The organism is Ferroacidibacillus organovorans (assembly GCF_001516615.1).
Lineage (GTDB): Bacteria > Bacillota > Bacilli > Alicyclobacillales > SLC66 > Ferroacidibacillus > Ferroacidibacillus ferrooxidans_B.
In genome coordinates, this window is record NZ_LPVJ01000011.1 from 38884 (window position 1) to 60302 (window position 21419).

The following is a 21419-nucleotide window of genomic DNA, read 5'->3' on the forward strand; positions in this document are numbered from 1 at the left end:
ACTGAAGGGGATTGGATAAAATACCCTTATGCCGAAGGTTCGTCGTTTGCAGAAGAGATGCGTACTGACTTTATACGATAGGTTCCCCACACAGAGAACCCCGTTGCGACAAGTATGCACCCAAATGCGCAGACCCCGTTCCATCTCCACGCAGACCAAACGAAGCTGCCGATGGCAGAACTGATGGAACCGCCGAGGAAATAGGCCACCATGTATACCATGTTCAATCGGTTTCGCGCTTCTGGCAAGAGGTTGAAGATGCGGCTCTGATTTAGAATGTGCCCGGCTTGTGTGCCGAGATCAAGCAGTACAATGCCGAGAATGAGTCCGACTAGGTGTGAGCCGAAAATCCAAAAACAGAGAAATGAGAGAAGCACCGTAGCAAGTGCGAAGCCAGACAAGATCTGCGCGGGCATGCGGTCCGCCAAGCGTCCCGCAAAGCGAGCGGCGCCGGCGCCAGCCACACCGACAAGCCCAAAAAGTCCGGCAATCTGGCTTCCATAGTGATAGGGCGGTTGTTCAATAAAAAAAGTGAGCGTTGTCCAGAAAAGGCTGAATCCGCCGAATAGGGTGGCGCCGAGAAGGGATGTTTCACGCAGGGTGGGCTGCTCTCGAATCAATCGGCCGGCGGACATAAACAATTCGCGATAAGTGACCGTTTGCTCCGGGAAGGTTTGCGGGAGCAACAATCGCAAGAGGACGCTTAGGATCACCATCATCAGTGCGGCGATCCAGTACATGGCACGCCAGCCAAAGTCGCCGCCAATCCATCCGGATGCTGTGCGCGCGAGCAGAATGCCAATGAGCAGACCGCTCATGACGCTGCCGATGACTTTGCCGCGCTCGTTTGGCGCAGCGAGTTGCGCGGCGAGTGGGATGAGCAACTGGGGGGCGATCGATGTGATGCCAACGGCAAGGCTGGTGGCATCCATCCACGCGATGTTCTGCGCGGTTGCTACGCCAATCAGGGAGATAGCCGCCAAGGCAAGCAGGACCAGGATCAGGCGCCTGCGCTCTTTCATATCTCCGAGAGGCACAAAAAAGAAGAGTCCAATCGCATAGCCAATTTGAGTGCACATGGACAGGATACCACCTTGTTGCTCAGGCGCGTGAAAGGCGTGCACAATCTGTGCCAAAAGCGGTTGATTGTAGTACAGGTTGGCAACGGTGACTCCGCTTGCGAGAGCGAGAACAAAGACGACTTGTTTTGATAACGGATGGGCTGGTTCAGATTGAGGGGGCATCTTATGCATTTCTCAACTCCATCCCGGGAACACGGTGTGGAGTCCGGTCAATGCCATTTGGACCGCGATAATGGAGAGGATAAAGCCCATGAGACGTGTGATTGCATTGAGCGCAGTGTGGCTGATTCGCCCGGTGATCCATGATGCGTAGTAGAACAAGGCATAACATGTCAGCAAAACGATGACGACACCGAAAAACACAGCTGTTGTATGCATAACCAAGTCTGGACCAACGCTTAGCGCCATCACGGTTGTGATCGTGCCAGGGCCTGCCATGATCGGCAGGGCGAGCGGCGTCAGCGTAATATCATGCTTTGGGTTTGACTCATCTTCGCGGGGAGACTGGACGTACGAAGGCGTCGCGTTGAGCAAACGGTAGGCGATGCCAAAAAGCAGAATGCCTCCGGCGATTTGAAAGGCTTGAATCGTGATTCCAAAAAACGCGAGAACGTCATGGCCAATCAGCAAAAAGATGATGAGGATCACAAAGGCGTTGATGACAGCCCGTTTGGCGATACGCCGACGCTCGCCAGAGGAGGCGTCAGAAGTGAGGGCCAGGTAGGTGGGGAGTATTCCTAGCGGGTTCATTACCGCAATGAGCGATACGATCGCATGAATTAAGTAAGAAAGCATGGAAAATCCTCATTCCTGTTTGATGGTGTTCGACTCATTTGGAACATGTATAGTATAGGACATCAGGCAAATGCGTGAAATCGTGAGAGTGAGGCGGTGGGCGGATGGACGGTCAAGAGCGCGCGCGCCGCCAGGACATGCTTTTAGACCTTGTGCGACAAGCGAAAAGTCCGCTTTCTGGCGCACAGTTGGCGCGTTTTCTTGGTGTGACACGCCAAGTGGTCGTGCACGATATCGCACTTATGCGCGCGGCGGGTGTGCCCATTTTGTCGACACCACAAGGGTACATTTATCAGCAGCGCGAATCAGGGCGTTCACAAACTGTGCTCGGGGTAAACCACACCCCTGAGCAAACAGCCTTGGAACTCTATACAATGGTTGATTTTGGGCTTTATGTGATGGATGTACAAGTGGAACATCCCATCTATGGAATCTTGTCCGGCGCGCTGCGTTTGGCGTCGCGCCGGGACGTCGATCTATTCCTTGAACAAGTGCAGCGACTGGATGCGCCGCTTCTGTCTTCTATAACAGGTGGATCGCACTACCACACGATCGCCTACCGCGAGATGCGGCATGTTGAAGAGGCGATCGCGAAACTGCGCGCAGAAGGAATCCACGTCGATGATGTGTGAGTGATAAAACCGCTTTTATTCGGCCACGGTGCGCAGGCAGGATGCAGCCGCCTTGGCCGTTTGACGCGCCTTTGTCACATCGGGATCGCTACTGAGGGCTACCGCGATACGCCTTCCTTTGGTGATGGTCGGTTTTCCGAACAGCCGCACTTGGGTGCGTGGATATGAGAGAGCGTCGGCAACCCCCTCGATACGATACGCGGGTGCGTCGTCGTCCGCTTTAAGCACATGAGAAGCGCCAGGTGTGAGCAGTTGAATCTCAGGAATGGGGAATCCGAGAACGGCGCGGACGTGCAGCGCAAATTCAGACAGATTTTGCGTGATCATCGTCACCATACCCGTATCGTGCGGTCGCGGGGAAACCTCGCTGAAATAGACCTCGTTCGGGGTGAGGAAGAGCTCGACGCCAAAAACGCCGTAACCGCCGAGACGATCTGTGACGCATTTTGCGATCTCCTGTGCCTTTTCAAGTTGTTGCGGGTTCATCGCGTGAGGTTGCCAGGATTCGATATAGTCGCCATCCTGCTGCCGATGGCCAATGGGCGGGCAAAATAGCGTACCGGATGTTGAGCGGACGGCGAGCAACGTAATCTCCGATTCGAAAGGAATAAAGGATTCGATGATCACCTCTGCACTTTTGACGCGTCCGGCGGTCATTGCATAATCCCACACTTGCTCCATCTCTTCAGCAGAGTGGCAGATGCTTTGTCCCTTTCCAGATGAACTCATAATCGGTTTTACGACACAGGGAAAACCGATCTTGTGAACAGCTTCTTTAAAAGATGAGAAATCGGTCGCAAACTCGTAGCGTGCGGTGGGAATGCCGAGCTCTTCTGCGACGAGAGTGCGGATTCCTTTACGATCCATAGTAAGCTTGGCCGCCGTGGCTGTGGGAATGACGCGAAATCCTTCCTGCTCTAGTGCAACAAGGGTATCTGTCGAGATCGCTTCAATTTCAGGTATGATCAAATCAGGTTTTTCGGAGAGAATGAGCGCGCGCAATGCATCCGCATTTGTCATGTCGATCACGTGCCGGTGGTGCGCGACTTGCATGGCGGGTGCATTTGGATAGCGGTCGACGGCGATCGTCTCGATACCGTAGCGCTGTGCTTCGAGGATGACTTCCTTTCCAAGCTCGCCAGAGCCAAGCAGCATGACACGCGTGGCATTTTGGGAAAAGGGTGGGCTGAACATAAAAAAACCTCCTGTGGGTTCGAGGTGTTGCACCTCCGAAGTTGTGCCCAGGCGGTCGGCGATATCAACGTCACACTCCATCGTGGTGACTCCACGTTACGTTCCGCCAGTCATGCGACGTCCCGCTTAGTATACATGAAGAAATGAGATTTTTCTCATCAAATTCTAGGGGGATGTTCATCCCGCTCACCGTGTGAATTAAAAAAGCTTGGCTACAATGAGCTTATTCCGAAACGGGAGGGAATGTTCACATGAAAAAGCTCATCATCGGCGGCGCCGCACTCGCTACGGCAGGAATGCTTTTGTCGCAAGTCTCTGCGTTTGCCGCAACGCAAAACACGACGACACCCCAAGCGACTCAAGTGAAGAGTTTGACACTTCCGTCGTCCGTATCAGCAAGTTCTGAAGACGGCGAACGCGCCGACAAAGGTGTAGACCAAGGGCCGAATGTGCAGGATCAAGTGGGTGGTCAAACAAAGCTCGGCGGTGCAGACTTATCTATGGGTAAAGACAACTAACGCGTTTTGCGTTGATTTAGCTGTGAAAGATGGGGGAGCGGACACGTTGGACGCCCTTTTTGGATGATCGGCCAGCGAGTATGGATCAGTTCCATCATCGCTGGCCGTCTTCCTTTGTTATACTTGTTTCGGGGTGAGTAGAAATGGGCAAAGAGCGAGTGCTGCTCATTGAGGATGACGAAGAAATCGCTGGATTTGTCGAGTTAGAGCTGACACACGAGGGGTATCAGGTCACAGTGGCCAATGACGGACGCGAAGGGTTGCGCAAGGCGCTTGACGCAACGTGGGATTTGTTGCTTTTGGATGTCATGCTCCCGGGCATGTCGGGGCTTGAGGTATGCCGCAGGATACGTTTGGAAAGCACGGTCCCGATCATCATGTTGACAGCCAAAGGTGGGATCTCAGATCGTGTGGCGGGGATTGACTATGGCGCAGACGATTATCTCATCAAGCCGTTTGCAATCGAAGAACTGATGGCTAGAATGCGCGGTTTGTTGAGGAGGGCGCATTATGCGCAAGACGCGCTTACCGTACTTTCCATTGGAGATCTGACGCTTCATCAGGAGACGCGGGATGTGAAGCGGGGGGATGTCGAGATTCGTCTGACACCGCGCGAGTTTGATTTGCTGCGCCACTTGATTGAGAACAAAGGCCATGTGCTGTCACGCGATAATTTGCTTCATGCTGTGTGGGGGTACGACTTTTCCGGGGAGACCAATGTAGTAGACGTGTATGTTCGCTACTTGCGCGCGAAAGTGGATGAGGGGTTTCCCACGCCGCTCATCCATACGGTGCGCGGTGTGGGATATGTGATGAAAGAATGAGAACACGCTTGTCGATTAAATGGCGCGTATCCCTCATCTCGATTGGTACGATTGCGGGTATCACCCTTCTTTTCACAATGTTTATCTATTTTTCACTCTCTAAATGGATGATGGAGCAGCAGGATCACTCAGCTTTGACAAGCGCTCTGCATATTGCGCTTGCCTATCCCGGAAACATTGAGCAGGGGAGCCATAACTCCAATGAGAAATCGCAGTCTTGGCTCTCGCAGTTTGACACCAAAAACCAGACCTTTTATATCATCGGTTTAGACGGAAAGACAGTCGCATCGCTCGGAAATACATTTGGCGTGCTCCCTCACTCGCTCGCATTGACACGTACACAAAAAGGGGCCCTCGCGCATGTCAATGTTCGGGGCCATGCGTTTGTGCGAATTATCTTGCCAAGTCACGCTGAATCGGGCAAGACGGTCGCGTGGGTGATTTCGTATGCGTCGACCGATGTGGTTCAAGCATACATTGCGGCGCTTGTGCGTGTGTTGATCTTTGGCTCTTTGCTTGCCCTTGTTTTGGCTGGACTGAGCGGATATGTGATGAGCTTTGTCGCGCTGCGCCCGATCACTGACATCATTAGGCGGATGCGCCATATGGATGCGTTTTCAATTAAAGGCCGACTGCCGCACGACTCTGGTCGCGATGAGATTGCAGAGTTGTCGAAGACGTTTAATGAAATGCTCGACCGCATTCGCAAGACGATTGAAAAACAGAATGAGTTTATCGCAGATGCCTCCCATGAATTTCGTTCGCCGCTCACGGTCATCGAAGGCTATATCAACCTGCTTGACCGCTGGGGAAAAGACGACCCCGCCGTGACGGAACGTTCCATCGGCGCGATTAAAAAAGAAGCTGCGCGCTTGCGGAGATTGACAAACGGCCTTTTGCAACTGGCATCGCTTGCCAATGTGCAACTTGAGAGTATGCCTTGTGACGCCAAACGGGTCATTGAAGAGGTGGTGCTGCAATTTAGTGAGGTTTTCCAGCGAAACATCGCTTTTGAGCATCCTGACGAAGCCGTGATGACTGAAATGCAATCGGAACATCTCCACCAGGTGACCGCAATTTTTTTACAGAATGCGGTTAAGCATACGTTGGAAGGGCAGGAGATTGCCGTGCGGATTTCGCGGCGCAAGGGTGGTCTTCTCATGATTGTTGAAGATAAGGGAGAGGGGATCGACCAGGAACATCTCCCGCACTTATTCGATCGATTTTATCGCTCAGATCGTGCGCGTAGCCGATCGACGGAGGGTTTTGGGCTGGGGCTTGCGATTGCCAAGGAGATCGTTGGACTCTATCAAGGAGAAATTCGCGTTGTGAGTGAAAAAGGGGTGGGGACAGCTTTTTCCGTGACAATTCCTGATCGATAAATGAGATTGAGAGCGGCGAATGATTTTCTCATCAAATTCTAATAGAATTCTATCGATATCCTAATATTATCGTCCCGCCGTTTTAATCATGGGCCAGTACACTGATGCTGCACAGGGTATACCGTGTGCTTGATGACGTGGTAGGCAAATGCGCTTAACGCAAGGGGCTATGTTTAATGTGTGGAATTGCAGCGATTGTTCCAAAGATACACTCATTCTCGCGGGAGAAAGAGTTGCTTGTGGGAATGCTTGAAAGCATGGCTCATCGCGGGCCGGATGGGCACGGCGTCATGCAAAGGGGATGTCTCGCACTTGGAATGGTTCGGCTTGCGATTGTTGATCTAGAACACGGCATGCAACCACTCTTTAATGAAGATGAAACACTTGCTTTGGTTTGTAACGGTGAAATCTACAATGCGGATAACTTGCGGGCATCCTTGATCGAAGCGGGTCACGTGTTCCAAACAAAATCGGACAGTGAAGTGATCTTACATTTATATGAAGAAAAAGGGAAAGAATGCCTCGCCGAACTTGAGGGCATTTTTGCGTTTGCGCTTTGGAGTGAAAAGGAACAGACGCTTTTTATTGCTCGAGACAGACTGGGCGTCAAACCACTTTACTATATGGATCAAGGTACATATTGGGCGATCGCGTCTGAGATGCGGGCGCTTCTTCCCTTCGTCGATGAGGAGGTTCACCTTGATGGCGACGCCTTGACCGCGTACCACACCTACCGTTTTACACCGCGTGAAAAAACGATGGTCAAAGGGATTTATCGACTTCTTCCGGGTCACTATGCAGTCATCTCGAACACGGTGATGGCGTGTCAACCGTATTGGATTCCTGTGTTTGCATCGTCCCGCGTGAAAGGCAGCACTGTGAATCAGGCAGAACACCTGCGCTCGCTGCTTTTTGACGCTGTAAAGAGCCAACATGCGGAGGAAGTCAATTCTGCCGTGCTTTTAAGCGGGGGGCTCGATTCGACGGCAATTCTCGCAATGCGACGCGAATTTTTGGGGGATCGCGAAGATTGTGCCATTACGGTTGCATTTGAACGGCCGAAACGATATGCGGATCGTGAAGAGTACACGGAGATGGAGGAGGCAGAGCGTGTCGCGCTCCGTTTCGGTGCGCATCATCTCGCACAGACCATCAGCGCGGAAGAAGCGTTGGATGCGTTTCCTCGCATCATCCAAGATCTTGATGAACCCATCGCTGATCCGACGGCCATCCCACTCTGGTTTGCGGCAAGGCTTGCGAATCGTCACGATGTGAAGGTTTTATACAGTGGCGAAGGCATGGATGAGCTGTTTGCGGGATACTCCATCTATGGCCATGAAAAGGTATTGCGCCGCATGCGGATGGTACCGTCGCCCTTGCGGCGGGCGCTGCGAAACACACTTTTGCGGGCAGACTTGCCGGGTACAGGTGTTCTGGAACGATCACTAAGTGATGTGGAGACGTGGTATCAAGGCGTTGGTGGTGTGTTTACGCGTGCAGAGCGCAACGAACTTTTGGGCGGAGATGAGAGTCGATGCGCTAGGTATCCTTCTGCATTTTACGGCGAATCGCTTGATGAAGCGAAACATAGCGCAGGTAGCGACCTGCAGCGCATGATGCTTCTCGACCTTGTGACGTGGTTGCCTGACAATACGCTTGCCAAATCGGATAAGATCACCATGGCGCACTCCGTGGAGATGCGTGTGCCTTTTTTGAATCAAAATGTGGTGGACTACGCCCTCGCGTGCCCGGATCACTTGAAGTGGAAGCGGGAAGGGAAAGAGATTGTGCGCAGGGCGCTCACAGGCGTGATCCCAGAAGAGGTGCTAAGGCGCAAAAAGGTTGGATTTAACGTACCTGTTTCGGCGTGGATCTTCGGAGAGTGGAATTCTTATGCAAAAGCGATGCTCCTTTCGGATGACGCTGTGACTCGAATGCTTTACGAGCACCGCGCGACACACTTGTTTGATGCAAAATCCAGCCAGCAAGAGCGCGCGGGGAGGCTGTTGTTTGCTATGCTGACCTTGGAGCTTTGGCTTAGACGCTTGCCTACGCGGGCTGATAAAGGGAGGTTGTTTCATGAACGGGAAGTCGCGCATTATCCCGCTGAAAGAAGGATTCCACGTGTGGACGCGGCAAGTGGGGGAAAGTCCGATCAAGCTGTTGCTGCTTCACGGCGGGCCTGGGTTTAATCACGAGTACCTGGAGTGTTTTGAGGACTATTTACCGCCAGCTGGTGTCGAATTGTATTTTTATGATCAACTGGGTTCCTATTTTTCAGATCAACCTGAGGACAAAGCGCTTTGGGTGGATACGCGATTTCGAGAAGAGGTCGAACAGGTTCGCACGTTTCTGGGGTTGGATTCCTTTTATCTCTGCGGACAATCGTGGGGTGGTTACCTCGCGATTGAGTATGCGCTTAAATACCCATCGCATCTCAAAGGTCTTGTCATCTCGAACATGACGGCGAGCATTCCCTCCTATGTCGCGTCGATTCAAGCGCTGCGCAATCAATTGCCGGAATCTATCGTTTCACGCATGCTTGAATTTGAAGAGCGCGGCGATTTTGAGGCAGAAGCGTATCAGGCACTGGTCATGGAGCATCTCTACAAGAAGCACATCTGTCGTCTTGATCCGTGGCCGGAAGCGGTGCAGCGCGGGTTTGCCCACGCGAATATGCAGGTCTACAACACGATGCAGGGGCCAAATGAGTTTCTCGTGACGGGAAACTTCAAGGATTGGGACCGTTTTGCAGACCTAAAGGACATCCATACACCGACGCTTCTGCTCTCTGGTCGTCATGATACGATGGCCCCGTCTGACATTGAAGAGATGGGCCGACGCATCCCCGCCTCGCGCGTCGCCATTTGCGAAGCGGGGAGTCACCTCTCGATGTGGGATGATCAGGAGTCGTACTTTGCGCATTTGCTCCAGTTCATCCGCGACGTTGAGGCGAATCGATTCAACCGCGATTGACCCACGCTTGGCCGCCGTTTGTCGTAACAAAAAGCCCGTCGTAGGTGCTGAACGCGTAACCAAAGCGCGGTGTGAGAAATTGCATCGCGCTCCACGTGATCCACTGATCGTGCGGGAACATGTACCTCTTCCACGTCTTTCCTCCATTCCTTGTCGATTGGTATCCTGTTTGCGAACTCAACATAAACGATCCGCTGTCAGGTGTCGGTCCGAGCGCGAGAAAGTTCGCTTGTTGCGCGCGCGCGGCGGTGGGGATCGCCGTTTTTGCGAGCCCTGCGGCGTCTGCCATGAGCGAAACCGGGTCAGTAGATGCTGCCGGGAGCCATGTCAGGCCGCCATTTCGCGTCAACCACGCGTGATGGCCAAGCGCCCCTAGAATGTACCCGAATCTTCCCTGCATATCGATGCTCGATGCGCGACCTGATCCTCCTTTTAATGCAAAGGGGGCGAATACCTTTCCGCCGTCTTGCGTCTTGTAGAGGTGCTGGTCGGAGCCGATGATGTAACCGACGTTTGGCGATGAAAAGGCGACAATCTGTGCGCTTTGCGGGCCGTTGTAGAGTGGATTGTGCACGGGAAGTTGCCCGACGATGGTCCACGTTGCGCCGCTATCGCGTGTCATCAGGACATCGTTTGCAGCACCAGGGATGCCCACACCGTAACCGAGCTTTGGAGTGATCATCTGTGCCCCCAACACGGGAGATGGTTTTGGCGAGGGATAGATGGCTTGCCAATGCAATCCGCCGTCGCGCGTACGCAGCACGGTGCCATTTTGTCCTCCCTGAATGAGAAGATACCCGGTTTGCGCGCTCGGGAATGCGGTGACGTGGGTATAACTCATGCCGTTTACTGCTGGGATCGCTGTTCCTTTGGACCACGTTTTCCCGCCATTCATCGTCTCGGTGACAGAGGTTGTCCCATAGCCGCACGCCGCACAACCTCCCACGAAATACGCGCGTGTGGCGCTGATCGGAAAAATCTCACCTCCGTAGCTCCCGGGACCTTGCGGGATAGGCGTGGTGTGATGTGTCGCCGGAATGCCTGGCGCCGGCCCGGCTCCGGCCGTCGATAAAGCGAGGACAGGCTTGAATTGCTGGCCGATGAGTCGAAACACAGTATAAGAGGATTGTGACATGCCGGCCCCGCCGTCTACCATGACCCACGCGCCGTTTTTAACCATTTTTATCTGTGCACCTTGGATCATTCCGGGGCCGGAGATGCGGTTGACGAGTTGAAACGAGCGACCGCCGTTGTGTGTGACGTAGAATGCGCCTTCGCCGTACCCTGCCTGGTTGGATGATGTGATCTTGGGCTGTGTGAAGATGTATCCAAAACCATTCGCATCAATCGAGACCGCGAGCGCAGGTTCCGGCGTCTTGAGAGGGATCCACGTTTTTCCGCCATTGTTCGTGCGAAAGAGTGTGCCGCCTTGGTCTGGCTGTTGACGCGAGGGGGAGATCGCGTATCCGAGTGAGAGCGTGTCAAAGGTTACGTTGTTTGCGAGATTAAGAGCAAGTGGACGTGTCGTAAAAGAGTTGCCGCCGTTCGTTGAGATGGCGAGCTTGGCGCCAGATGGAGACTGCGACACAGCGATGAGTGTATGCGAAGTAAGCGGCGTGAGATCCGTCAAGTTGAGTCCACGCAGGCGGATTGCGCGGAAATGGTTGCCGCCGTCCGTCGTGGCGTACAGTTCACCCTGCGCGGCGAGCCAGCCTGTCGACGGTGTTGCAAACGCGAGGTCTTGCAGTGGATTTTGCGCGGGTTGGTGGATGGATACAGGAATCACTTGCAGGATCGGGCGCATCGCAGCGAATGTCGGTACCGTGAGCGAGCCCCCTGCGAGAAAAACCGCTGCGATTCCCGCTGGAGCGATCCATTTGGGGGAGAAAGTTTTCATAGCAAGGTTCTCCTTCACAGTTCGTTACAAGACAGACGAACAAAGACGGGTTGGGGTTTCAAACTTCTTTGCGGTAAACTATTCCATAGAAAAAGGATGGGGGAATTCGCGTGAGTATTCATCTTGCGGCAGCCAAAGAGGATATCGCAGACGTCGTTTTGCTACCTGGGGATCCACTGCGCGCCAAGTTTATCGCAGAAAACTTCCTTGAAAATGCGGTGTGTTACAACGAAGTGCGCGGAATGTACGGATTTACAGGGGTGTATCAAGGAAAGCGCGTGTCTGTGCAGGGGACGGGGATGGGTGTCCCATCGATCTCTATCTATGTTCACGAATTGCTTGAATCGTATGACGTAAAAACGCTGATTCGCGTTGGAACGTGCGGTGCGCTTCGCAAGGATGTGGCGCTTCGGGACGTCATTCTTGCCATGTCCGCATCGAGTGACTCGGCGACCAATCGCATCCGCTTTCCAGAGGTGCAGTTCGCTCCGACCGCTGATTTTTCACTTCTCATGAATGCGTATCTCGCGGCAAAGGAGCGGGATATTGACGTCCGCGTCGGCCCCATTTTTACGACGGACACATTTTATAGTGAGGCACAGCGTGTCGTTGATCATGTGGCAAGCTACGGCGCGCTTGCAGTTGAGATGGAGACATCGGCGCTCTACACACTTGCTGGCAAGTTTGGCGCGCGTGCACTCTCTGTTCTGACGGTGAGCGATCACTTGGTCACAGGAGAGGCGACGACGGCGCAAGAGCGCCAGATGACATTTCGCGACATGATGCAGATCGCGCTTGATGCGGCGATCCGCGAGTAGGTCGCTTGCTTTTAGGTGTGAACCTGTGGAATTTGTCGGAAAGGGGGAAAGACTGCTCGCGGCATACGAGGCAATGATTAAACCTATTTCGCATGCCGCAAGGAGAAGCTTTGTTGATCTGTTTACGTGAGTTACCAGCCAAACGGAGCGATGGCTGGATAGATTCCGGTAATCGCTCCGTAGGGCATGAAGATGCCGCCGGGAACGGGCGCCGGAAAGAAAGCGAGTGAAATTTCAGAGGGATCACGGTGCGCATCAGAGAGCAGGGCTGGCTGATGATCCTCTTCTGTCCCGGAACTGTGCGCTACGTCCACGCGCGTCGCGTGAGAAATGATCATGCCTCGCTCAAGGACATGAGTGACAAGTCCGTGGTGAATGCCATATACAGAATGGCACTGAATCCATTTGTGGTGATGCGTGCGGACCATTTCTGCTGTATAGACCATGAACAACTCCCCCATCCCGTGTCATATTACCCTGTTACGATATGGTGAGAGGGGCGTTTGTTCCTGTGCGGATGCCCTGATCAGGAGAATCGATTCCCCACTTTTTGCAGACCTTATCGTTAGAGTCGCAGTGTCTAAAACGGACACAGGGGATTCCGCGCAATTAAAATTGATTCACGATTCATCACGGAGTGTACATTTCCTATCCAAAAAAGGCGTCGTTTATCCCAAAGCCGTTTGCTACAATGCGGATGACATAAATCGCGTACGGCTGGGTAAAGGGGACGTTATGCGAAAAAAAGTGGCAGTTCGAAGCGTTTTTGGCGCACTGGGCAGTTTATCAGTGTTAGCGGGGATACTTTATTTTACTCGAACACACGCGATGGGTGCGCCTGTCGTCATGATCAATCACGTTTTGGTCAATCCACATGTTCCGGCGCAACATGTGACACTGCGCGATTTCCCTTACCCGTATCAGGCGATGCTCGCGATTGCATCTGACGCGGATCACGTGACACTGCGCAAGTTTAATGTTGTTCACGAGTTTTTGAATACAAAGGAAGACACCATGCTTGGACAGGGGTTAGGACTTGATGTGAGCGACAGTTTTTTTGCGTATAACGGCTCGAACAGTCCCGACATCATCGATATCAACCGCACGCCCCTGCGCGATGAGATGACCTTTTTTCGTGGCGTCTCGCGTCAGATGTATATGGGCAAGATTCTTCTTCACTACATGCGGGCGGGGTGGATTGACTCGTTTCACTCCATGGGTGATTATTCGCGCGTCGATTCGACAAAAACACTGTTCAAACGGAGTCAGGCAGAATATGCGATTGCCTATCTCTTGAAGCAGGGGATTCATCTCACGGTCACGATTGATCACGGCAATCAGAGCAATGTAGACAATTTTGGGGCGTACGGATACAAAGAAAATCCTTTTTTTGACTACCAACAAGGGGCGAATCCGTATTCACCCTATTATGTGGCAGATTTGATGCGAGAGATCGGCGTGCGTTTTGTGTGGCCTGATATCTATAACGGAAATTTCAGTATGAAAAGCATGCTGTTTCCGGTGCATCTACAAGACGGTCACACCATGTGGGGGTTTTGGCGGTATACAGGACGGCTCGTGCAAGGCGTGATCCACGGCAAACTCTACAATCTACGGTGGGAAAATGAGTGGAATCCACGCGATCTGTACAAGCAGTTGTCGAAGCGTCATTTGCAAGAGCTGGTTCGCTCGCACGGGTATGCGATCGTCGCACAGCATTTGGAGGGCAATGCGGATGCGTTTGTCCTGCCAACCAGTGCTATTGAGGCGCTTACGCGACTTGCACATGAGCAAGATCGCGGCAAAATTTTGGTGGCGCGCACCAGCCGACTGCTTATGTACAATCTCGTATCACAGTACCTGCAATTTCATACGATGTACGCAAGAGGTGTCACGACGGTCGATATCACGCGCGTAAACGATCCTGTGGATGGAGCGTTTATTCCGACGCTTGTTCAATTGCACGGAATAACGTTTGACGTGCGCGACCCTAACCAAGTGATTTTGTGTGTTCATGGAAAGCCAGTGCCAGAAAACTGGATCAAACGCTCGGCGAACTCGATCGGCATTGTGTGGTTTGCGCCAAACTACACCAATTATGCGGTGGGAAGTTGAGTGTAAAAGCGAAAATTTTGTGGGAGTTTGAGGAAGATCGCGCGTAGTCGTTGACAGGCTGTTTCTCACCCATCATAATGTGAGAAATCACTGGTTGAGACGGGCAAGTTTCAGGGGGTGTGAGCGTGGTACCCGAACACTTTATCGAGTTCGACCCTGTTCACCGGCAGGATCGCCGAGGGCGCTTCTTTATTTTGTCTGGCCCTTCTGGTGTCGGCAAGAATACATTGCTGGCAAAGGTGCTGACCGAACTGCCGTGGATGTATTACGTGCCTTCTGCGACAACGCGTGCAATGCGGCCTGGAGAGTATCAATTTCACCCTTATGTGTTTTTAAACACAGAAGAGTTCGAGGATTTGATTGCAAAAGGGCAGTTTCTTGAGTGGAAGAGAATCCACAATGCGAGTTATTACGGGACACATCGCCCGACGATTGAACATGCCATTGAGCAGGGATATGATTTGATCACAGATATGGATGTGCTGGGATGCGCTGATGCAGTGGCTGCCTTTCCAGAAGATACGTATACGATTTTTATCACGCCGCCCAATCTGAATGTTTTATCCGATCGACTGTTGTCGCGGGATGCGGATGAGGCGGCTGTTTCTCAACGGTTAAAACGTGTGGAACTTGAGATGGGCCATATGAACAAGTACGACTACGTTCTCGTCAATGACGACCTTGAGGTCAGTGCGCAACAACTCAAGGAATTGTTGCGCGAAAGCCTCGTTTCGATCAAACGAAAAGGATCGGTCGTAAAAACCATGCCTTGACTAGACGGTTTAAAAGAAAGACGAGTCTCAAGATGATCAGACGAGCGTTACGCGGTGGGTTTTCATCCACGCGTTGATTTGAATAATATAATCAAATAATTGCGGGGTTGCCATGATTTGCCCAAACCAGGGTTCATGCTCAAGGCGGCCCCGACTTTTTTCCAAAGTCTGTCTCAATGCGGATACGTCGATTAAATCAAGCACAGGCGATGAGGCGTCGGCGAGAATTGCTTCGACGCGTGCCCGAGTCCCTTCCAGATACGCCGGATGAGCGGTGGATGGATAGGGACTTTTTTTTCGGTAGACGACGTCGTACGGGAGAATGTCTTCTGCCGCCTTGCGAAGAATTGCTTTGGGCGTGCCGTTGAGACTTTTTAGAAACCACGGGATATTCCAGACATACTCGATCAGGCGGTGATCACAAAACGGGACGCGCACCTCGAGCCCGGCAGCCATGCTCATGCGATCCTTGCGTTCGAGCAGCGTGGGTAAAAAACGAGTCAAGTTCAAATAGCTAATCTCGCGAATGCGCGCTTCTTGTTTGTCTTCGCCATAGAGGCGGGGCACCTCTTTGATGGCGTCCGAGTAACGCTCTGCGACGTATGCAGTTGGATCAAGTTTGCCTGCAAGCGCTGGATGAAAATAGCGGATGCGATCGGCAAGGCGGCGCGACCACGGAAAGGTATTGTCACTCAGCACCTCAGGGCGATGAAACCAAGGATAGCCTCCAAACACTTCGTCAGCCGCTTCGCCAGAGAGTGCCACGGTCGCATTTTTCTTGATTTCCTGGCAAAAGAGAAGCAGCGAGATATCGATGTCGGCCATTCCCGGAAGATCGCGCGCGGCGAGCGGTTGTAAAAGGTGTTTAAGCAAATCGTCTGTATCTAACACGATATCGTGGTGTACCGTCTGCAAGAATTCTGCGACGCGCGCAACCCAAGGTGCATCGCGCCCTGTTTGAAACGCATTTGCTTCAAAATGTTCATCCATGCCGATAAAGTCGACAGAGTACGTGTGCAGTGTTTCTTTACCGTTTTGTTTGAGTGCTCGTGCGGCAAACGCGCTGACGATGCTTGAATCAAGGCCGCCCGAAAGCAGAGTGGCGAGTGGTACGTCTGACACCAACTGGCGCGAGACGGCATCTTCGAGCAGATCGCGAACGTGTTGTGCGGTGGTCTTAAAATCGTGCTCATGCGGTTTGCTTTCAAGACGCCAATACGTATGCTCTGATGTGTGTTCACGGGTATGCAGCACAAAGGTTCCTGGCCGCACTTCGTTGATGTGTTTGAAGACGGCGAGTCCCGGCGTGCGCGCGGGACCGATAAAGCAGAGTTCCGCCAATCCTGTCGCATCCACTTCTGGCGGGATGGCGGGATGCGCAAGGATTGCCTTGATCTCGGAACCAAACGCGAAGATGCCATCGCGCTTTGCGAAATAGAGCGGCTTGACTCCGAGGCGATCGCGGGCAAGAAACAGGGTTTGCTCAGCCTCGTTCCAAATGCCTATGGCGAAGATGCCGTTTAACTTCTCGACGCATGCAGGCCCCCACTCCATGTACGCGAGCAAGACAAGTTCTGTATCAGAACGCGTCTGCAAGGTGTGTCCGCGCAAAAGCAGTTCGCTGCGCAACTCATCCATGTTATAGAGTTCGCCATTGTACGTGATACAATAATCAGAGTGAAAAAGGGAACGTACCATGGGCTGAATGCCGCCTTCTGGATCAATGACGATCAGACGGCGATGAGCAAATGCGGCGTGTTCGGAGAGATAGATGCCACTTGCGTCAGGCCCGCGGCAGACGAGGGTTGCACCCATCGCTTCGACGATTGCTTGCTGCTGTTCGCGATGACCCGAAAAATCGATATACCCAGCGATTCCGCACATACGTGTTGACCCCTCCGTAGATCAAGATAGACGGTGATATGGCGCTCACGCGCTGCGCCGTTATTTCGAGATAGACTCTAGGCTATGCGATGGAGCCTCACTTGGTGATAGTCGGTAACACGGCGCTCACGCGCGACGGTCTGCGGAAAAATATCGCCTGCGCCGTCATTTCGGGATAAGTGGATCGAGAGATGAGGATTTTTTCGTGAGAGATGACGAAATTTCACAGATGAATGAAGAGAAGGCGCGACACGAAACCTTTATGCGTGCGTCCATACGGTGTGCAAAGAGGGCGGCGGCGTGGGGGGAAGTGCCGATCGGGGCGGTCGTCGTCAATGCGCGCGGGGAGATTGTTGGAGAAGGTTTCAATCTTCGTGAGCACTTGAGTGATCCGACAGCTCACGCGGAGTTGATTGCGCTGCGCGCGGCGACACATCGAAGCGGTGACTGGCGACTTTACGGCTGTACACTCTATGTCACCGTCGAGCCGTGTTTGATGTGCGCGGGAGCTATTGTTCAAAGCCGCATTGAGCGTGTGGTGTTTGGCGCGGACAGTCCCAAAAGCGGCGTGCTTGGGAGCCTGTCAAATGTCTATGCGATCCAGGGCATGAATCATTATCCACACGTTACCGCTGGCATTTTGGCAGAGGAGTGTGGTACAATCGTAGAGCAGTTCTTTTCGCGTCGCCGAAATGCTGAGGCGTGATATAGAACCCTTGCGGAGAGATGTCCGAGTGGTCGAAGGAGCTCGCCTCGAAAGCGAGTAGTCCTTTACGGGGCTCGTGGGTTCGAATCCCACTCTCTCCGCCATTTTTATGTGGGCGGGGTATGGCGTGAGTCTCAGCGCCCATCTCCTCGGGCCCTGCGCAGCGAACGCCTCCGAAAGGTGTCAGGTCCTGACGGAAGCAGCACTAAGGAGTGCCGTTCGGGTGCCGCAGTTTGCCTGGGAGGTGGCGCTGAGAGTCGCGCCATTTTGGGATGAGGACGGGGTGTTTAATGTATCTCGCGCTATACCGGACATGGCGACCTCAGCGCTTTGATGAAGTAGTCGGCCAGCAGGCTGTCGTTCGTACGCTTAAAAACGCATTGCGCGCAAATCGTTTGGCGCATGCCTACCTGTTTGCGGGACCGCGCGGAACGGGAAAGACGAGCCTTGCCAAAATTCTCGCAAAAGCGGTCAACTGTGAACATTCCGTGGACGGAGAGCCGTGTAACTCGTGCGCTGCATGCATCGGCATTACACAAGGGTCGATTGTCGATGTTGTGGAGATGGATGCGGCGTCCAATCGCGGTGTCGATGAGGTTCGCTCCGTACTCGAGCAGGTGCGCTATGCGCCGACGGCTGTTCGCTATAAAGTCTACATCATTGACGAAGTGCACATGCTCACAACGGAAGCGTTCAACGCACTTTTAAAGACACTCGAAGAGCCGCCGGCCGAGTGTCTCTTTCTGTTGGCGACGACGGATGTGATCAAGGTGCCAGCGACCATTGCGTCGCGGTGTCAGCGCTTTGATCTCTCTCGCGTTGCAAGTGACTTGGTGGTTGCCCGCCTGCGCGAGGTTGTAAAAAGTCTCAACAAGGACGTTGAGGACGCGGCGCTCTGGATGATCGCGCGCGTGACAGATGGTGGAATGCGTGACGCCTTGAGTTTGCTTGATCAATTGCTGTCCTATGAAGACGGGCGCGTGAATGTCGAGTCGGTTGCAGAGATCATCGGCGGCATTCACAGCGAGCGCGTGGGGCGGCTGATTGGGGCGCTTTTGCGAGGCGAACCTTCCCTTTTTTTGGCGGAGCTCTCGGAACTCTGGGAGCTTGGCGTCGACGCGTCACAGCTCTTGGGTGAGCTGGTTTCTTATGTTCGGGATGCCATTCACTTGGCGCTTGGCGTAGAAGGGGCCGATGCCAGCACGCGTGTTCACTACGATCCGACGTTCCCGGTGGTGGTGCAGCAAACGGATGGCGGTACTCTGTTGCGGATGCTCGAAGCGCTTGCGCTTGCGCAGTCGGAGATTCGCCATCAGGCGCAGGCGCGCGTTTATTTCGAAGTGGTTCTGCTCTCGTTGCTGCCAGAAGCGACCGTCGAGTCGACGGCGACGGTTCAAGGAAGCGAGGTTCGCGGCGCACCGTCTGTGGAAGAGGGTGAAGTGGTGCGCCTTAAAGAGGAGATTCGCGCGCTCCACGCGCGCGTCGCTGCACTTGAACAAGCTTCTTTGCGTCGCACTGGGGTGAGCGACCGTGGTATCTCATCTCCTGCGGGCGCCTCGCCAAAGATGCGCGCGGCACCCCCTGTGTCTTCTTCAAGCCCTGAGATGCGTGCGCGTGGGGAGTCGCAGTCGAATGGAGGCGATCGCTTCTCTGCAGAGTTGCGTGATAATGCAGTAGAGGCGTCCTACACGGTGTATGCTACACCTCCGGAGAGCGCGGTGAGTGACGCAGGCGGTGAGGGTGATCTGGCGCTTTTGAAGCGGATTCAGGCGGATTGGAATCAGATTCTTGACGCAGTGCGCGAGATTCGTGTGCAGACGCGCGCGTGGTTAGCGGATGGCCGCCCAGAAGAACTGGTCGGAAACACGATCTACGGGCGCTATGCACATGCGCTTCACGCGAGTCACGTAATGAAGCAGGTCAATCTCGATTTGATAGAGGATGTGCTTGCCAAACGCTATCAACGCAAACTTCGCTATGTGGCGATCAGCGAGGATGAGTGGCGGAAGCGTTTGCCAAAAGCAGAGGAGGCGAATGACGCACCTCCGCCGTCCAGTCGGGAAACGTGGGTTGAAAAAGTGGTAGAATGGTTCGGAGAAGACGCCGTGAAGATTGTTGATGAATAAAAAGGAGTGCGCACGATGAAAAATATGAACCAATTGATGAAGCAAGCGAAAAAATTGCAGGAAGATATGGCGCGCGCGCAAGAAGAACTGGGAACGCAGATTGTGACGGGTTCAGCCAGCGGCGACGCGGTGCAGGTGGATATGAATGGTCACAAAAAAGTGAGCGCGGTACGCATCAAGCCGGAAGTCGTCAATCCTGAAGATGTGGAACTGCTGGAGGATCTCCTGCTGACGGCGCTTCAGGACGCGGAGCGGAAAGCGGATGCGCTGGCGGAAGCGCATGTCGGCAAATATACCAAAGGTTTGAATCTTCCCGGGTTATTCTAAGGTGTACAGCTTCCCGACACCGCTTGCCAACTTGATTGAGCAGTTGGGCTCTCTCCCGGGCATTGGCCCAAAATCTGCACAGCGTCTTGCTTTTCATCTTGTCGCAGAGTCGCAGGAGCGCATTGAACAATTTGTGGAAGCGTTAGTCCAGGCGAAAGAAAAGCTGCAGACGTGTTGCGAGTGTTTTGCGCTCTGTGACGGAGAGCGTTGCGAAGTTTGTGCGGATGGAGAGCGCGATCAGGAAACCTTGTGCGTTGTTCAGGATACGCGCGATGTGTTTGCGCTTGAGCGCATGAATGCGTATCGCGGACTCTATCATGTCTTGGGCGGAGTGATTTCGCCGCTTGACGGGGTTGGTCCCGATCAACTTCATCTTCGCCCGCTGCTTGAGCGATTGAAGCGCGCGACGATTCGTGAGGTGATCCTTGCGACGAGCACCACAATGGAGGGCGAGGCGACAGCTCACTATCTGGCAAAACTTCTGCGCGGCGTCGAGGAGTTGCGAGTGACGCGAATTGCGCACGGCATACCGATCGGCGGTGATCTTGAATACGCGGATGATCTGACGCTTGCGCGCGCGCTAGAGTATCGCCACGAAATGGCCTGATGAACGGAATCGATCTTCTTTTTGAAAGTATGGCGCAAGTTTGCGTCATACTTTTTTTTTGTCTGACTATACTCTACTAACCCGATTGCTAGGGGACTTCACGGAAAAGCAAATCGAGAGGGGCTGTGGGTATGGCAAACGAGTCGAAAAAAATGATTGATCCTCACCAGGATCTTTTGGAGGAGATCGCAGTTGCGAAGGAACAACTGCACATTGCGCGTGAACACTTTGACTATGCGGACGGACAGGATGCGGTGGACGATGCAATCTACCTCTTGTCTGCGGCAGAAATGAGGTATGAGGGACTTTTGCGCATTGCCAAGCATCGCGGATTGATGGTTGACGAAAAAGGGCGCGCCTTGGTGACGTTGCAGCGTCCGTTTGGGCGGGAGCGTTTCGTGGAATCTGCGAATCCTGGCGGAGCGAGTTTTGTGAACATGGATGAGGCGGGATACAGAGAATCGGGACTTTAAAAAAGGTGTAATGGAGGGCCTTTATGCCAGCGTATCAAATCTGGTTGCTTCTCGCGGGAGGGGTGGTACTCATTCTGCTTTTGCGCAGTGTGTATCATGATCCGGCGCGTTATGTGGTGGGACTGCTGAAAAACATCATCCTCGGCGGCGCGGTATACGTCCTTGTCAACAACACATTGCGCACGCATGGATTTCACATACCGCTGAATTGGGGGACGATTGCCGTCACAAGCGTTCTCGGCGTTCCTGGGATCGCGGCGCTCGCGGTGATCGATCACTGGATGCTATAG

21 protein-coding genes, 1 tRNA gene, 1 other RNA gene and 1 riboswitch are annotated in these 21419 nt (G+C 53.4%); of the genes, 17 read left to right on the forward strand and 6 right to left on the reverse strand.

From position 1 onward, the window contains the following. Positions 1-26: 26 nt before the first annotated feature. On the reverse strand, positions 27-1253 hold the full coding sequence (locus ATW55_RS04815; protein ID WP_067713263.1) for an MFS transporter: 1227 nt from the start codon (positions 1251-1253) through the stop codon (positions 27-29). Between the two features lie 3 nt (positions 1254-1256). Continuing rightward, the gene (locus ATW55_RS04820) at positions 1257-1877 is read right to left on the reverse strand and encodes a MarC family protein (RefSeq protein ID WP_067713265.1); all 621 of its coding nucleotides are present in this window, start codon (positions 1875-1877) and stop codon (positions 1257-1259) included. 104 nt (positions 1878-1981) lie between these two features. Here ATW55_RS04820 and ATW55_RS04825 point away from each other — a divergent pair, with 104 nt between their 5' ends. Next, complete coding sequence (locus ATW55_RS04825; RefSeq protein WP_067713267.1) at positions 1982-2509, forward strand: transcription repressor NadR; 528 nt, start codon at positions 1982-1984, stop codon at positions 2507-2509. A gap of 15 nt (positions 2510-2524) precedes the next feature. On the opposite strand, the gene purT is transcribed toward ATW55_RS04825, so the two are convergent. Beyond that, a complete protein-coding gene (gene purT, locus ATW55_RS04830) occupies positions 2525-3703 on the reverse strand; it encodes a formate-dependent phosphoribosylglycinamide formyltransferase (RefSeq protein WP_067713517.1) in 1179 nt (392 codons plus the stop codon). A 38-nt stretch (positions 3704-3741) separates the two neighbouring features. Beyond that, positions 3742-3827, reverse strand: a riboswitch (ZMP/ZTP riboswitch). Between the two features lie 127 nt (positions 3828-3954). Here purT and ATW55_RS04835 point away from each other — a divergent pair. The 5 genes from ATW55_RS04835 to ATW55_RS04855 all read left to right on the forward strand — a co-directional run bounded on the left by ATW55_RS04835 (position 3955) and on the right by ATW55_RS04855 (position 9403). Next, positions 3955-4221: a hypothetical protein gene (locus tag ATW55_RS04835; RefSeq protein WP_067713271.1), complete on the forward strand. Its 267-nt coding sequence runs from the start codon at positions 3955-3957 to the stop codon at positions 4219-4221. Positions 4222-4364: 143 nt separating this feature from the next. After that, a complete protein-coding gene (locus ATW55_RS04840) occupies positions 4365-5045 on the forward strand; it encodes a response regulator transcription factor (RefSeq protein WP_067713275.1) in 681 nt (226 codons plus the stop codon). Between the two features lie 8 nt (positions 5046-5053). Beyond that, complete coding sequence (locus tag ATW55_RS04845) at positions 5054-6427, forward strand: sensor histidine kinase (RefSeq protein ID WP_067713279.1); 1374 nt, start codon at positions 5054-5056, stop codon at positions 6425-6427. A gap of 176 nt (positions 6428-6603) precedes the next feature. Next, on the forward strand, positions 6604-8619 hold the full coding sequence (gene asnB / locus ATW55_RS04850) for an asparagine synthase (glutamine-hydrolyzing) (protein WP_067713282.1): 2016 nt from the start codon (positions 6604-6606) through the stop codon (positions 8617-8619). After that, positions 8507-9403, forward strand: coding sequence for a proline iminopeptidase-family hydrolase (locus ATW55_RS04855; protein WP_067713285.1), 897 nt, complete (start codon positions 8507-8509; stop codon positions 9401-9403). The genes asnB (ATW55_RS04850) and ATW55_RS04855 overlap by 113 nt, the downstream gene beginning before the upstream one ends. Here the strand turns inward: ATW55_RS04855 and ATW55_RS04860 are convergent. Beyond that, on the reverse strand, positions 9390-11300 hold the full coding sequence (locus tag ATW55_RS04860) for a WD40/YVTN/BNR-like repeat-containing protein (protein ID WP_067713289.1): 1911 nt from the start codon (positions 11298-11300) through the stop codon (positions 9390-9392). The two genes, ATW55_RS04855 and ATW55_RS04860, sit on opposite strands and share 14 nt — an antisense overlap. A 110-nt stretch (positions 11301-11410) precedes the next feature. Between ATW55_RS04860 and deoD the strand changes: the two genes are divergently transcribed. Next, on the forward strand, positions 11411-12118 hold the full coding sequence (gene deoD, locus ATW55_RS04865; RefSeq protein ID WP_067713292.1) for a purine-nucleoside phosphorylase: 708 nt from the start codon (positions 11411-11413) through the stop codon (positions 12116-12118). A 131-nt stretch (positions 12119-12249) separates the two neighbouring features. Here deoD and ATW55_RS04870 read toward each other — a convergent pair whose 3' ends face one another. Then, positions 12250-12564, reverse strand: coding sequence for a hypothetical protein (locus ATW55_RS04870; RefSeq protein ID WP_067713294.1), 315 nt, complete (start codon positions 12562-12564; stop codon positions 12250-12252). 289 nt (positions 12565-12853) lie between these two features. On the opposite strand from ATW55_RS04870, the gene ATW55_RS04875 reads away from it, so the two are divergent. Together ATW55_RS04875 and gmk are read left to right on the forward strand one after the other, a co-directional pair. Continuing rightward, positions 12854-14233 (forward strand): hypothetical protein, encoded by a 1380-nt coding sequence (locus tag ATW55_RS04875; RefSeq protein ID WP_067713299.1) that lies wholly within the window; start codon positions 12854-12856, stop codon positions 14231-14233. 125 nt (positions 14234-14358) lie between these two features. After that, complete coding sequence (gene gmk / locus ATW55_RS04880; protein WP_067713302.1) at positions 14359-15006, forward strand: guanylate kinase; 648 nt, start codon at positions 14359-14361, stop codon at positions 15004-15006. Positions 15007-15042: 36 nt separating this feature from the next. On the opposite strand, the gene asnB (ATW55_RS04885) is transcribed toward gmk, so the two are convergent. After that, positions 15043-16890, reverse strand: coding sequence for an asparagine synthase (glutamine-hydrolyzing) (gene asnB / locus ATW55_RS04885; protein ID WP_067713306.1), 1848 nt, complete (start codon positions 16888-16890; stop codon positions 15043-15045). 229 nt (positions 16891-17119) lie between these two features. On the opposite strand from asnB (ATW55_RS04885), the gene tadA reads away from it, so the two are divergent. The 8 genes from tadA to ATW55_RS04925 all read left to right on the forward strand — a co-directional run bounded on the left by tadA (position 17120) and on the right by ATW55_RS04925 (position 21419). Beyond that, positions 17120-17596, forward strand: a complete 477-nt coding sequence (gene tadA / locus ATW55_RS04890) for a tRNA adenosine(34) deaminase TadA (protein ID WP_153005017.1) — start codon at positions 17120-17122, stop codon at positions 17594-17596. 14 nt (positions 17597-17610) lie between these two features. Then, a tRNA-Ser gene (locus ATW55_RS04895) sits at positions 17611-17700 on the forward strand. A 43-nt stretch (positions 17701-17743) separates the two neighbouring features. Next, an RNA gene (ffs, locus tag ATW55_RS04900) (signal recognition particle sRNA small type) lies at positions 17744-17842 on the forward strand. Between the two features lie 44 nt (positions 17843-17886). After that, entirely contained in the window at positions 17887-19722 is a 1836-nt protein-coding gene (gene dnaX / locus ATW55_RS04905) for a DNA polymerase III subunit gamma/tau (RefSeq protein ID WP_067713309.1), read from the forward strand. A 15-nt stretch (positions 19723-19737) separates the two neighbouring features. After that, a complete protein-coding gene (locus ATW55_RS04910; protein WP_067713314.1) occupies positions 19738-20049 on the forward strand; it encodes a YbaB/EbfC family nucleoid-associated protein in 312 nt (103 codons plus the stop codon). Position 20050: 1 nt separating this feature from the next. Continuing rightward, positions 20051-20656, forward strand: coding sequence for a recombination mediator RecR (gene recR, locus ATW55_RS04915; RefSeq protein WP_201024929.1), 606 nt, complete (start codon positions 20051-20053; stop codon positions 20654-20656). Positions 20657-20787: 131 nt separating this feature from the next. Then, positions 20788-21129, forward strand: coding sequence for a YaaL family protein (locus ATW55_RS04920; RefSeq protein ID WP_067713323.1), 342 nt, complete (start codon positions 20788-20790; stop codon positions 21127-21129). Positions 21130-21152: 23 nt separating this feature from the next. Then, positions 21153-21419: a pro-sigmaK processing inhibitor BofA family protein gene (locus tag ATW55_RS04925; protein WP_067713326.1), complete on the forward strand. Its 267-nt coding sequence runs from the start codon at positions 21153-21155 to the stop codon at positions 21417-21419.